This is a genomic window from Streptomyces sp. NPDC059524 (assembly GCF_042749255.1).
In the GTDB taxonomy this organism is placed as follows: domain Bacteria; phylum Actinomycetota; class Actinomycetes; order Streptomycetales; family Streptomycetaceae; genus Streptomyces; species Streptomyces xanthii.
In genome coordinates, this window is record NZ_JBHYTK010000021.1 from 41,294 (window position 1) to 54,172 (window position 12,879).

Genomic DNA, 12,879 nt, shown 5'->3' on the forward strand with positions numbered 1-12,879 from the left:
TGGCACGCCTCCACTTTACGAGCGCGGCTCCCGGGACGGGAGTGCCACCGGACACCCCTCGCCACTCCGGACCGGCCGGCGAGGGCCGCGGGCAGGGACGATTCCGCACGCCGCAGGGCCGTCGAGCGGGTCAGCGCCCGAACCCGGCCAGCTTCGCCCGCAGCTGCAGCACCGACTTCGTGTGGATCTGACTGACCCGGCTCTCGGTCACCCCGAGCACGTTGCCGATCTCCGCGAGGGTCAGGCCCTCGTAGTAGTACAGCGTGACCACGGTTTTCTCCCGCTCCGGCAGCGTGTTGATCGCCCGCGCGAGGAACCTGCGCAGCTCCCGGTCCTCGGCGACCTCCACCGGATTGTCGGCGGCCTGGTCCTCCAGGGTGTCCATGAGGCTGAGCCGGTCGCCGCTCTCGCCCCCGACGTGCAGCAGCTCCTCGAGGGCCACCACGTTGGCCAGCGACAACTGGCTGAAAACAGCGTGCAGTTCCTCGAGCGCAACCCCCATCTCGGCGGCCACCTCACTCTCCGAGGGCGTGCGGCGCAGCTTGGCCTCCAGCGTGGCGTAGGCACGCTCCACGTTGCGCGCCTTCTGCCGCACCGACCGGGGGATCCAGTCCAGTGCCCGCAGCTCGTCGATCATCGCGCCGCGGATCCGGGTGATCGCGTACGTCTCGAACTTGATCTCGCGCTCGATGTCGAACTTCTCGATCGCGTCGATCAGCCCGAAGACCCCGGAGGAGACGAAGTCGGCCTGCTCCACGTTGGGCGGCAGGCCCACACTGACCCGGCCGGCGACGTACTTCACCAGCGGCGAGTAGTGCAGGATCAGCTGCTCGCGCAGCCGCTCGTCGCCGGTCGACTTGTACGACCTCCACAGCTCCTCCAGGGAGGTGGGAGCCGGAGGCCGCACGCTGGAGCCGCGGGCGGCGGGGGGTACCGCCGCCCGGTCGGACCCTGAGGTGTGCTGTGGCATGCGCCGCCTTGTGCCGTTGATCGTTTCGCTGTGGAGAGGCCTGGGTGCCCGTCTCGTACTGACTGATCACGAGCCGTCCACCTGGTTACGGATTGAGGTGGCGAACCCGAATCCTGGTGAGCGTAGCGTGACTGGAGCGTCGCAGTGCGCGAGGGCCGGGTGATCACACCCGCGCAGATACGTTCCGTTACCCGGCCCCGACGACCTCCCACGTCTCTCTCCGTAACCGCTCCGAAACACCAACTGCCGGAACTGGCAAGGTCATCGGGGTGTCATCCGGACGGCGCAACACGCAGCGTCAGGGAACTCCCCCTTCCGGAAAGACCGGCTCGACGCTCTGGCGTGTCAACTGCCAGCCGTCGCCGTGTCGTTCGACGAACCCCAACGAGCGCAGTTCGTACAACCTCCCGATCGTGTCGTCCTCACTCGTCCCCGCGCCCCGGGCGATCTGCGCCACCGTGCCGGCCCCGCGCCCGGGGAGCGCGGCGAGCACCCGGGCCGCGTGCGGTGGCAGCAGATCCCGGGCGAGCACCGGTCCGCGGCGCTCCGGCGCGAGCTCGCCCATCTCCCCCACCAGCTCGACCACTTCGGCGGCATCGGTCACCAGTACGCCTTCCTTGCGCAGCAGTTCGTGCACGCCCGCCGAGACGGTGCTCGTCGCCGGCCCGGGCACGCCCATCGCGTGCCGCCCGAGCCGCTGCGCCCAGCGGGCCGTGCCGAGCGCCCCGCTGCGATAGGCGGCCTCGACGACGACCGTGCCCCTGGTCAGCGCCGCGATCACCCGGTTGCGCAGGATGAAGCGGCTGGGGGTCGGATGCTCCCCGGGCGGCAACTCGGCCACCACCAGTCCCTGTTCCGCGATCCGGTCGATCAACTGGGTGTGGCCGCGCGGATAGATCCGGTCGATCCCGCAGGCCAGCACGGCGATCGTGGCTCCGGTCGCGCCCAGGGCCCCGCGATGGGCCGCCGCGTCCACCCCGTACGCGCCACCCGACACGACGACCCAGCCGCGCTCGGCGAGCCCGGCGCCCAGGCTCGCCCCCATGCGGACGCCGTAGTCCGTGCAGGCCCGCGAGCCGACCACCGCCACGGAGCGCAGCGCCCACATCCGCAGGCTGGGCCCGCCCCGCACCCAGAGCCCCAGGGGCCGCGCGTCCCCGAGGTCGTCGAGCTGCCCGGGCCACTCCACGTCCCCCGGGCACACGAACCGCGCACCGCGCTCGGCCGCGCGGGCCAGATCCCGTTCCGGGGGCGGCGCGTCCCGGGCCCGGGCGAGCAGGCCGGCCCAGCGCTCGGCCCGCACCCCGGGCAGCGGCTCGGCCTCCTCGTCGGCGGCGGCCGCGTCGATCCGCCGCACCGTCTCGACGGCTCCGAACTCGCGCAGCCAGCGGGCGGCGGCCTCCCAGCCCGGTTCGACGATCCGGGTCAGCCGGGCCCGGGCGAGCCGCACCGCGTCGGGCGCGCCCGCGCCGGCGGTGCCGGTACCGGTGGTGCCGGTCACCGCTCGGCCCCGATCGTCATCGGCACCCCGCGCGAGATCCCGGTCCGCAGTTGGAGCGCGAGCGCCACGTCCTCGGCGAAGGGCCGGTCCCGTCCGGCCAGGTCGGCGACGGTCCAGGCCACGCGCAGCACCCGGTCGAGGCCGCGCGCGGTGAGGAAGCCGCGCTCCAGGTCCAGCTCGGCCTCGTCCAGGGCTCCGGGTGCGGCGGGCCACCGGGTGCGCAGGGCGTGCCCGGGCACCTCGCTGTTGGTCCGCCAGGGCGTCTCCGCGAGCCGTGCCGCCGCCCGCTCCCTGGCCTGCCTGACCCGGTCGGCGACGGTCCGGGTGCTCTCGCCGCGGGGGCCGTACCCCGCGAGCTCGTTCCGCGTGACGGCGTCCACCTCGACGCGCAGGTCGACGCGGTCGAGCAGGGGGCCGGAGAGCCGGGCCTGGTAGCGCCGTACGGTCGCCGGCGGGCAGTCGCACTCACCCCCGAGCGCCCGGTACTGCCCGCAGGGGCACGGGTTCGCGGCCAGTGCCATGAGGAACCGCGCGGGCAGCCGCACCACCCCGGCGCTGCGGGCGATGACCACGTGCCCCGCCTCCAGGGGCTGGCGCAGCGCGTCGAGCGCCTTGCCGCTGAATTCGGGCGCCTCGTCGAGGAAGAGCACGCCCCGGTGCGACAGCGACACCGCTCCGGGCCGTGCGACGCCGGGGCCGCCACCGACCAGGGACTGCATGGTCGCGGAGTGGTGGGGCGCGCAGTACGGCGCGGTGTCGATCATGGACTTGCCCGGTGGCAGCATGCCGGCGACCGAGTGGATGGCCGTGACCTCGAGCGCCTCGCCGCGGGTGAGCGGTGGCAGCAGGGCGGGCAGTCGCTCGGCGAGCATCGTCTTGCCCGCGCCGGGCGGGCCCGACAGCATGACGTGGTGTCCGCCCGCGGCGGCGACCTCCATGGCGGTGCGCGCCGACAGCTGGCCGACGACGTCGGCGAGGTCGAGCCCGTGCCCGTCGAGCGTCAGGCCGCCGATGTCGGCGCCGCTCCCGGGCATGCTGAGTCCGGCCAGCATCGGATCCGGGCGGCCGGAGGGCTCCGGCTCCTCCTCCGGGACGGGCTCGTCGGTGAGCACCGCGATGAGCTGGCGCAGGCTGCGCACCCCGAGGACGGAGATCCCGGGCACCAGGGACGCCTCGCCGGCCGTGCACTCGGGCACGACGACCTGCTCGTACCCGGCGTCGGCCGCGGCCAGCACGGCGGGAAGCACCCCGCGAACCGGCCGGACCCGCCCGTCCAGCCCCAGCTCCCCGATCATGACGATGTCGGCGAGCACCCGCGGATCGATACGCTCGGCGGCGCCGAGCACCGCACAGGCGACAGCGAGATCGAATCCCGACCCGGCCTTGGGCACGGAGGCCGGGCTGAGCCCCACCGTGAGCTTCTTCTGCGGCCAGTCGGCCCCCGAGTTCACTACGGCCGCCCTGACCCGGTCGCGGCTCTCGACCAGGCTCTTGTCCGGCAGGCCGACGAGCGTGAATGCGGCGACGCCGGGCTCCAGGTCGGCCTGCACCTCGACGACGACGCCTTCGACGCCCACCAGGGCCACGGAGCACGTCCGCGCGAATCCCATCAGGACACCCCCCGCACGTGCTCGAGGCGGGGTGCGCCGCGCTCGGGCAGCAGGACGCCGATCACGTCGATGCGGACGCCGCCCGGTGGCGCTCCCCCGTGCTCGTGGATCCAGCGCTCGGCCAGGGAGCGCAGTCGTCGCGCTTTGATCTGCGTGATCGCGGCCATCGGATGCTCGAAGGCCGACGCGCCCGCCCCTCTGCGCGTCTTGACCTCGCAGACGACGATCGCGTCCCCGTCCCGCGCCACGATGTCGATCTCACCGGTGCGGCCCGCGCGCCAGTTCCGCGCGAGCACCGTCATTCCCGCTTCGGCCAGCCGCCTCGCGGCCAGGTCCTCTCCGTACTTCCCCATCGCGCCCCGTGCGTTCACGTCGGCACCACCTCCGATGTCCACGCTGCGGCACGGGACGGAAGGAAGTGGATCTTGGTGAACTACCAGCGGGTTGTGGAAAACTCCGTCACCCGCCAGAGGGACGGCCGGGAGAAATCAGTGCGGCAGAGTGCGGGCTCAGCTGCCCGGAAGCTCCAGGTCGCTCTTGTTGAGCTCCTCGATGTTCACGTCCTTGAACGTGAGGACCCGGACCTGCTTCACGAAACGAGCGGGGCGATACATGTCCCAGACCCAGGCATCCGCCATCGACACCTCGAAGAACACCTCGCCCTGGACCGAGTGCACCTGCATCTCGTAGTCGTTGGTGAGGTAGAAGCGACGCTCGGTCTCGATCACGTATTTGAACAGCCCGACGACGTCGCGGTACTCCCGGTAGAGCTTCAGCTCCATCTCGGTCTCGTACTTCTCGAGGTCCTCGGCGCTCATGGCATGTTCCCCTTCTGCCGTGCGTCCCCCTATTGTGCGTCAGCCACCGGTTCCTCTAGACGATTTCCGTGTCGAGAACCAGCGGCCGGCTCGGGGGACCCTCGACGAGCAGCCGCTTCAGCAGCTCGGCGAGCCTGGTCGGGTACACCGTCTCATGGGCCTCGGCCAGTTCCTCGCACGACCACCATCGCGCTCCCGCGACGCTGCGCCGTTCCAGGTCGGTCAGGCCCTCTCCGTTGATCTCGACGGCCCGGGCCGTCGAGGTCGTGCGGGCCAGGAAGTACCACTCGTCCTGGTCCCAGCGGCGCCCGTCGAACGGGAAGGAGCAGACCCGCTGCCACAGGACCGGGCCGAGCCGCGCATCCGTGATACCCGTCTCCTCCGCCAGTTCCCTCAGGGCGGCCTCCGCACGCGTCTCGTCGCCCTCCAGTCCGCCGCCCGGCGTGAACCACCAGTCGTCCGCCGTGTCCCCGGGCTCGTGCCCGTGCAGCAGCAGGATGCGGTCGTCCTGGTCGAGCAGGACGACGCGGGCCACCTCGCGCAGCCCGTCGCCGGGCTCAGACACGGGCCGGCTCCGGCGCACGGCGGGTCCGGGAGCGCCGTGCCCGGTTCGCGATCGGACCGTAGGCCGCGCCCGCGAGCACCAGGACGGCGCCGGCCACGACAGCGCCCACCATGAGGCGGAGCGGTCCGGGCTGCGAGATTCCGCCGGGCATCGCCTCGAAGCCGGTGGGCTTGGCCAGCATGCCGTTCATGGGCCAGGCCACGGCGTCCACCCGGGCCTCCACGGCGCCGCGCTCCACCGAGCCGCCGTTGGCGTCGCCGAGGTGGACGCTGGAGTCCAGGGAGCCGCTGCGCTCGTCACCGAGGAGGAAGAGCCGGCCCTGCGGGACCGTGGTCGACTTGATCCCGGCGAGCGAGGCGGACTTACCGGCCTGCAGATACGGTTCTTCGACCTGCTCGCCGTTGACGGTGAGCTTGCCGTCCGTACAGCAGGCGATCTTGTCGCCGCCGACGCCGACCACGCGCTTGACCATCGGCATGTCGCCCCAGCTGGCCTCGCGGAAGACGACGACGTCGCCGCGCTTGACCTCGCCGCCGTCGATGCGCTGCGCGAGCACCCGGTCGCCCGCGCCGATCGTCGGCGTCATCGAGTCGGTGGGCACCGTGTACGGCTGGTACACCACGGCACCCCATACGAACCCGCCGAGGAACAGCACACAGCCGAGGGCCACGGCTATGCCCGACAGCACACTGCCGGCCTTGCCGTGGCCCTCGGCCGTACGACCCGTCCTGCTCATCCCAGTTGCTCCCCAGCGTCGGAGACATCGACCGCGCGGTCCGGCCCGAGTGGCTCGGACCGCGCAAGATCGGCGATCTGGGACGGCACCCTACCGGGCGCTCGTGACCTCAGAAACCCTGGTGTTCCCCTCAGTAACGCTCCGGTTCGTGCGGCGGCGGCGCCACAGCACGAGCGGTACGGCTCCGGCGAGGCCCACGGCGCCCGGGGCGACGTTCGCCGCGGCGTTGATCCCCGACTGGTCGAAGGTGTCCGGGACCGGCAGCGTGGACCAGTGCGTGGGCGGCCAGGCCACCACGATCGCGCGGCCCACGACGTTGTCCACGGGGACGAAGCCCTGGTTCTTGTCGTTCTGGTGGTAGCGGGAGTCCAGCGAGTCCTGGCGGTGGTCGCCCATGACCCAGACTTTGCCTTCGGGAACCTTCACCTTGAAGGTGCCGCCGACGCCGTCCGCGCTGCACGGGGTGTTGCCCGGGAAGACGTAAGGCTCGTTCAGCGCCTTGCCGTTGACCTTCAGCGGGCCGGTGCCCTTGCACTCGACGGTGTCGCCGCTGACGCCGACGACGCGCTTGATGAGGTCCTTCTCGTCGGCGGAGGGCATCAGGCCGACCCAGCTCAGGACCTTCTGCGCGGCGTTCGGCGGCTTGGTGGGCTCGCCCTCCAGCCACTGGTCCGGGTCGTTGAACACGATGACCTCGCCGCGCTCCGGCTTCGAGCCGAACCACGGGGTCAGCTTGTCGACGAGCACGCGGTCGCCGATCTGCAGCGTGTTCTGCATCGATCCCGACGGGATCGAGAACGCCTGCACCAGGAAGGTCTTGATCAGCAGGGCCAGGACCAGGGCGATCAAGATGAGCAGCGGCAGCTCCTTCCAGAAGGAGCGCGGCGTCTTGGCCTTCTTCGGCGTCCTCGGCACGTCGCCGGGCCGCTCTCCGGCGGCGCCGGAACCGCCCGCCGCTGCACCGTCATCGCTCCCGGGCGTGTGGTCAGTCACGCCGGGACCTGTCGCGTCGTCGGATCGCTCGGGCTGTTCCTCGGGCCCATGCCCTGACCGTGCGCCGACCGCCAAGTCCCCCACATCCACTCCTCACTCCGTGCCGCTGCCTGATCCCTACGCGATGCAGGCCCACCACTCCCATAACGAGCGGGAGTTCCGCAGGGGTCGGGAGAGGGATCAATCCGTCCGAATCCAATGAGTCGGGTCTCGATTCGGCGCTGTCCGCGGTGGCCACCCTATGCGACGCGCCGGGGGCCGCGGTCGATCCGGTGCCGTGCGCGTCGGCGACCGCCGCGAAGGTCTCCGGCTCCTCCAGCGTGGCCCAGTTCCCGACCGGCCAGCCGATGAACCGGGCCCGCCCCACTACGGATTCCTCGGACACGGTGCCGTGGAACGCCTCGGTGAGGTGGTAGCGGGAGTCCGCCGAGTTCGCCCGGTGGTCGCCCATCACGAAGAGCCGGCCCTCGGGAACCTTCACCGAAAAGTCGAACTTCGAGGGGGCGTTGCCGGGGTGGATGTACGAACGTTCGTCGAGGGGCGTCCCGTTGACGGTGACGCGGCCCTGGGCGTCGCAGCATTTCACCGTGTCGCCGCCGACCGCCACGACCCGCTTGATCAGGTCCCGCTCGTCGGCGGAGGGCAGCAGTCCGATCCAGGTGAGACCCGTCTTGATCTGCTTGATCCCGACGGGGTCGTCCTTCTTCTGTCCCGTCTCCTGCTCCAGCCACTTGCCGGGGTCCTTGAAGACGACGACGTCGCCGCGCTGCACCTTCGCGCCGAACCAGGGGGTCAGTTTGTCGACCAGGACCCGGTCGCCGATCTTGATCGTCTGCTCCATGGAGCCCGACGGGATCACGAAGGCCTGCACCAGGAACGTCTTCAGGACGAGCGCGATGACCAGCGCCACGCCTATCAGGAGGGGTATCTCCTTGATCGCGGAACGCCGGCGGCGCCGCTTCACCTTGCGGGCCAGTTTGCGGCGCTCGGCCCGGCCGCGCGGAGGGGCCGCCGCGGTGCGCCTGCTCCCGGTGGGCAGTCGCTCCTCGGTCTCGTCACCGGCGCGCGTCCTGCCCCGCTTACCCATGGGCGCCGCCCGCCGCGGGTACGCGCGCGTAGAGGTCCTCGCGCGACGGGGAGCTCCAGTGGCCCGCGGGCCAGGCGACCCACTGGGCCTTGCCGATCACCTGGTCGACGGGGACGAAGCCGCCGCCGGGGGCGCCCAGATAGTCGCGGGAGTCACGGGAGTCGGCGCGGTGGTCCCCGAGGAGAAAGAGCGTCCCGTCGGGAACCTCGATGTCGAACGGCACCTCCGAAGGCGTGTCCCCGCGGTACAGCAGGGACCGCTCGTCCACGGCCCGCCCGTTCACGGCGATCCTCCCCTGCCTGTCGCAGCAGACCACGTGGTCTCCCCCCACCCCGACGACGCGCTTGACGTAGTCCGCGTCACCGAAGTACCCGCTGCCGTCGAAGACGACGACGTCCCCGCGCTCCGGTCGCGCACCGAAACGGTACGCCAACTTGTTCACGAGAACGCGGTCCCCGACGTTCAGCGTCGGCCGCATCGAGCTGCTGGGGATCTGGAACGGCTGCATCACGAAGACGCCGAAGGCCAGCAGCAGCACCATGCAGAGCAGCGCGCCGAGCGTGATCCGGCCTCCGGGCACCTGCTCCGCGATCCCCCCGAGAGACAAAGAGGAACGCGACCGTCCCTCCTGACCCTCCGAGGTGCTCTCGTGAGGCCGGGAGGAGCGGTCGCGCTCCTGATGCTGTGCTTCGGTGTCCATCGAGGCCAGATGCTATCCGGCGCTCCTGTGGACTCCGTACGCGAGATGCGCCGGCGCCCGCGTGGGGCGCCGAGCGGCTCAGTTCTCGCGCTTCTCCTTGATCTTCGCAGCCTTGCCGCGCAGCTCGCGCAGGTAGTACAGCTTGGCGCGACGGACGTCACCCTTGGTGACGAGCTCGATCTTCTCGACGATCGGGGTGTGCACCGGGAAGGTGCGCTCGACGCCGACGGAGAAGGAGACCTTGCGGACCGTGAAGGTCTCGCGGACACCGGCGCCCTGGCGGCGGATGACTACGCCCTTGAACTGCTGCACACGGGAGCGGTTGCCCTCGATGACGCGGACGTGGACGTTGACGGTGTCACCCGGGCGGAAGGCCGGGATGTCGCTGCGCAGCGACGCGGAGTCGACGGAGTCGAGCAGGTGAGACATGATCGTCTGCTTTCTTCACCGATGCCACAGGTCATCGGCGGGAGATATGTGATGAGTTTCGGTAGCTGATCGCGTCGGGCCGGCGTCGTTCCCCCTGTGGCAGGGGCGCAGGCTGGACGTACAGCAGCGGCTTATTCTTCCACGACCCCGGGCGTGGGCCCAAATCGTCCGTCGGGACCCGGTCGCCAGCCCAGGATCGAGAGCATCTCCCGGTCCTTCTTGTCGAAGGCCTTCGGGTCGGTGCGCTCGACGAGATCGGGGCGGTTGCGCACCGTGCGGCGCAGCGCCTCGTCCCGGCGCCAGCGGGCGATCTTCCCGTGGTGACCGCTGAGCAGCACCTCGGGGATCTCGCGGCCGCGCCAGGCCGGCGGCTTCGTGTAGACGGGCCCCTCCAGGAGGTTGGCCATGGCGCCGGGCGCGAAGGAGTCGTCCTGGTGGGACGCCGCGTTGCCGAGGACGCCGGGCAGGAGCCGGGCCACGGCCTCGGTGACGACGAGGACGGCGGCCTCCCCGCCCGCGAGCACGTAGTCGCCGATGGAGACCTCGTAGACGGGCATCCGGGTCGCGTACTCGTCGATGACGCGGCGGTCGATGCCCTCGTAGCGCGCCGGCGTGAAGACCAGCCAGGGGCGCTGCGAGAGCTCGACGGCGAGCTCCTGGGTGAAGGGGCGGCCGCTGGGCGTGGGGACGACGAGGGCGGGCGCCTGGGCGCCGCCCTCGTACCCGTCGGCGAGCACGTCGTCGAGGCACTCGCCCCAGGGCTCGGTCTTCATGACCATGCCGGGGCCGCCGCCGTAGGGGGTGTCGTCGACGGTGTTGTGCCGGTCGTGGGTCCACTCGCGCAGGTCGTGCACGCGGACGTCGAGCTGACCGCGCGCGCGGGCCTTGCCGACGAGCGAGACGTTCAGCGGTTCCAGGTACTCGGGGAAGATCGTGACGACGTCGAGCCTCATGAGCTCTCTTCCTCCGTGCCCGCTTCGGCCTCGGCGTCGCGGGCGGAGGCGACCTCGGCCCGGTCGTCGATGAGGCCGGGCGGCGGGTCGATGACCGCCTTCTGCTCCTCGAGGTCGATCTCGGTGACGATCTCCTCGACGAAGGGGATCATGACCTCGCTGCCGTCGGGGCGCTCCACGATGAAGAGGTCCTGCGAGGGCAGGTGCGAGATCTCGGTGATCCGGCCGACCTCGGTGCCGTCCAGGGTGACGACGTCGAGGTCCATGAGCTGGTGGTCGTAGAACTCGTCCTCGTCCTCCGGCAGCTCCTCCGGGTCGACCTCCGCGATCAGGAGCGTGTTGCGCAGGGCCTCCGCGCCGGTGCGGTCGCGGACGCCGGCGAAGCGCAGCAGCAGCCGACCGCTGTGCACCCGGCCGGACTCGATGGTGAGCGGTCCCGTGGAGGCGGGGTCGGTGGCGAGCACCGCACCGGGGCCGAGCCGCAGCTCGGGCTCGTCGGTACGCACCTCGACGGTGACCTCACCCTTGATGCCGTGGGCGCGCCCGATGCGCCCGACTACCAGCTGCACGTTGAGCTATCTCCTGTCATACGACTAGGGCGTGTATGGGGCCGCCCCGCGGAAGGAGGAGCGGCGCTGGGTGCGTGCGATCGCAAGGCGCCGGAGCGCCCTCGTGGCGGAGCCACGCGGGTGTTTCGGCAACGCCGCGAGCGTGCGTGCCCAGCGCCGCGACGCCGCGGGGCGGCCCCATACACGCCCTCGGGCCGGGGACGGCCTTGAGGCCCTCCCCGGCCCGAGCCGGTGTTCAACTTGTCAGCGAACCTGGTCGACGTCGACGAGGTCGACGCGGACTCCGCGGCCGCCGATGGCGCCCACGACGGTCCGCAGAGCACGCGCGGTGCGGCCGTTGCGGCCGATCACCTTGCCGAGGTCGTCGGGGTGGACCCGGACCTCCAGCACGCGCCCACGGCGCAGGTTGCGCGAGGCGACCTGCACGTCGTCGGGGTTGTCGACAATGCCCTTCACGAGGTGCTCAAGAGCCTCCTCGAGCATGCTCAGGCCTCGGTCGACTCGGACGCAGCCTCAGCGGCCTCGTCCTTCTTCTCAGCCTTCTTCTTCTGGGTGATGGCCTCACCCTTGGGCTCGTCGGCCGTGGCCAGCGCCTCGAAGGAGGGGCGGGCGGCCTTCGGCTCGGCGACCTTCAGCGGCGCGGGGGCCGGCAGACCCTTGAACTTCTGCCAGTCACCGGTGAGCTTCAGGATGGCGAGAACCGGCTCGGTCGGCTGCGCGCCGACACCCAGCCAGTACTGCGCGCGGTCCGAGTCGACCTCGATGCGCGAGGGGTTCTGCACCGGGTGGTACAGACCGATCTCCTCGATGGCCCGGCCGTCACGGCGGGTACGGGAGTCGGCGACGACGATGCGGTAGTGAGGCGAACGGATCTTGCCCAGACGCTTCAGCTTGATCTTGACTGCCACTGGAGTGGTGTCTCCTGGTCTTGACGTGGGTGGGCACGGCGAGATGGCCGCGTGGGGTTGCGGTACCCGAGTGCCCGATGGACGCGTCAGCCGGAGGAGAGAGGGGTCCTGTGCGACTGTCGAGTACAGCTAGCCATTGTGCCATATGCCGCCGGAGCGGCCGAACGCTCCCCCCGGCCCCGGGCGGGCGGGGAGGCGGCCCCGCCGGCCGCCCCACCAGGAGCGCGGACGTCAGCCCACGCCGACGCCGGCGCCGACGACCTCCGGGATCCGGAACGGCTTCCCGCAGCCACCGCAGACGATCGGCGCCTGCGCGAGCACCGAGGGCACCACGCGCACGTTGCGCCCGCAGTCGCAGACGGCCTTGACGCGGACGCCGCCCCCGGAGGAGCCGTGCCGCGCGGCCGGGCCGCGGAAGCTGCGCTTGGTGTCCGCGGCGGTCGCCACGGTGTGCGCCTTGAGGGCGCGCTGGAGCCGCTCGATCGTCTGCCGGTAACGCTGCTTCGCCTCCGGGGTGAGCGCGACCAGCGAGAAACCGCTGCTGGGGTGCGGCTCCTCGGGGTGGTCGAGGCCCATCTCCTCGGCGATGGCCAGGAATCTGCGGTTGTGGTAGCGGCCGGCGCGGGACGTGTCGCGGATTCCGCGCGCGGCTGCGATGCCGTGGACTGCCTCGTGGAGGAGTCGCTCGAAGGAGAGCTCGTGTCCGCAGGCGGACGACGACTCCCCGATCAGGGATTCGGGCGCGGCAAGATCCGGCAGTTCGGGGTGGTGCCGCTGAATGTCGGCCCACGCCCCTGCCAGCTCTGCGGCGAGAACAGGTGGTGTCGTGCTCACGTCGTGACAACGAGCCGGGGTGCCTCTGTGTTCCTATTCCGGGGCATCCCAAATAATTTGCACGTACCCGTCAGTTGCCGCTGATGCGTCCGGACGAGGGCGGGTGCGCTGATCTGCGGAGGAGTCTCACAGCTCGCACCAAGGTAGTACGTAGTGCCCCGTACGCCGGTGCGCGTAGGTGTCCTACGCGCACTGCGGCATACGAC

The 12,879-nt window shown here is 71.3% G+C and carries 16 protein-coding genes; all 16 read right to left on the reverse strand.

What is annotated here, in order from left to right; genetic code table 11:
- Positions 1–130: 130 nt before the first annotated feature.
- Positions 131–970, reverse strand: a complete 840-nt coding sequence (whiG, locus tag ACFW9D_RS09105) for an RNA polymerase sigma factor WhiG (protein ID WP_188336603.1) — start codon at positions 968–970, stop codon at positions 131–133.
- Between the two features lie 298 nt (positions 971–1,268).
- Positions 1,269–2,471, reverse strand: coding sequence for a DNA-processing protein DprA (gene dprA, locus ACFW9D_RS09110; RefSeq protein ID WP_384619527.1), 1,203 nt, complete (start codon positions 2,469–2,471; stop codon positions 1,269–1,271).
- Positions 2,468–4,081, reverse strand: a complete 1,614-nt coding sequence (locus ACFW9D_RS09115) for a YifB family Mg chelatase-like AAA ATPase (RefSeq protein WP_384619530.1) — start codon at positions 4,079–4,081, stop codon at positions 2,468–2,470. Before ACFW9D_RS09115 ends, dprA begins: the two co-directional genes overlap by 4 nt.
- Positions 4,081–4,452, reverse strand: coding sequence for a YraN family protein (locus ACFW9D_RS09120; RefSeq protein ID WP_384619532.1), 372 nt, complete (start codon positions 4,450–4,452; stop codon positions 4,081–4,083). Before ACFW9D_RS09120 ends, ACFW9D_RS09115 begins: the two co-directional genes overlap by 1 nt.
- A 138-nt stretch (positions 4,453–4,590) precedes the next feature.
- Positions 4,591–4,899: a DUF2469 domain-containing protein gene (locus ACFW9D_RS09125; protein ID WP_005311352.1), complete on the reverse strand. Its 309-nt coding sequence runs from the start codon at positions 4,897–4,899 to the stop codon at positions 4,591–4,593.
- A gap of 55 nt (positions 4,900–4,954) precedes the next feature.
- On the reverse strand, positions 4,955–5,464 hold the full coding sequence (locus tag ACFW9D_RS09130) for an NUDIX hydrolase (protein ID WP_223205921.1): 510 nt from the start codon (positions 5,462–5,464) through the stop codon (positions 4,955–4,957).
- A complete protein-coding gene (gene lepB, locus ACFW9D_RS09135) occupies positions 5,457–6,200 on the reverse strand; it encodes a signal peptidase I (RefSeq protein ID WP_384619536.1) in 744 nt (247 codons plus the stop codon). Before lepB (ACFW9D_RS09135) ends, ACFW9D_RS09130 begins: the two co-directional genes overlap by 8 nt.
- Positions 6,201–6,290: 90 nt before the next feature.
- Entirely contained in the window at positions 6,291–7,277 is a 987-nt protein-coding gene (lepB, locus tag ACFW9D_RS09140; RefSeq protein WP_384619539.1) for a signal peptidase I, read from the reverse strand.
- Positions 7,186–8,280 carry a signal peptidase I gene (gene lepB / locus ACFW9D_RS09145; RefSeq protein WP_188336609.1) on the reverse strand — a complete coding sequence of 365 codons (1,095 nt, stop codon included), beginning with the start codon at positions 8,278–8,280 and terminating at the stop codon, positions 7,186–7,188. Before lepB (ACFW9D_RS09145) ends, lepB (ACFW9D_RS09140) begins: the two co-directional genes overlap by 92 nt.
- Complete coding sequence (gene lepB, locus ACFW9D_RS09150) at positions 8,273–8,980, reverse strand: signal peptidase I (RefSeq protein WP_384619543.1); 708 nt, start codon at positions 8,978–8,980, stop codon at positions 8,273–8,275. Before lepB (ACFW9D_RS09150) ends, lepB (ACFW9D_RS09145) begins: the two co-directional genes overlap by 8 nt.
- Positions 8,981–9,058: 78 nt before the next feature.
- Complete coding sequence (gene rplS, locus ACFW9D_RS09155) at positions 9,059–9,409, reverse strand: 50S ribosomal protein L19 (RefSeq protein ID WP_037886451.1); 351 nt, start codon at positions 9,407–9,409, stop codon at positions 9,059–9,061.
- A 131-nt stretch (positions 9,410–9,540) separates the two neighbouring features.
- On the reverse strand, positions 9,541–10,362 hold the full coding sequence (trmD, locus tag ACFW9D_RS09160) for a tRNA (guanosine(37)-N1)-methyltransferase TrmD (RefSeq protein ID WP_188336611.1): 822 nt from the start codon (positions 10,360–10,362) through the stop codon (positions 9,541–9,543).
- Positions 10,359–10,931 (reverse strand): ribosome maturation factor RimM, encoded by a 573-nt coding sequence (gene rimM, locus ACFW9D_RS09165; RefSeq protein ID WP_188336612.1) that lies wholly within the window; start codon positions 10,929–10,931, stop codon positions 10,359–10,361. The genes trmD and rimM overlap by 4 nt, the downstream gene beginning before the upstream one ends.
- A gap of 243 nt (positions 10,932–11,174) precedes the next feature.
- A complete protein-coding gene (locus tag ACFW9D_RS09170; RefSeq protein ID WP_014176063.1) occupies positions 11,175–11,414 on the reverse strand; it encodes an RNA-binding protein in 240 nt (79 codons plus the stop codon).
- 2 nt (positions 11,415–11,416) lie between these two features.
- Positions 11,417–11,839 (reverse strand): 30S ribosomal protein S16, encoded by a 423-nt coding sequence (rpsP, locus tag ACFW9D_RS09175; RefSeq protein WP_188336613.1) that lies wholly within the window; start codon positions 11,837–11,839, stop codon positions 11,417–11,419.
- A gap of 231 nt (positions 11,840–12,070) precedes the next feature.
- Complete coding sequence (locus tag ACFW9D_RS09180) at positions 12,071–12,673, reverse strand: hypothetical protein (protein ID WP_188336614.1); 603 nt, start codon at positions 12,671–12,673, stop codon at positions 12,071–12,073.
- Positions 12,674–12,879: the final 206 nt, after the last annotated feature.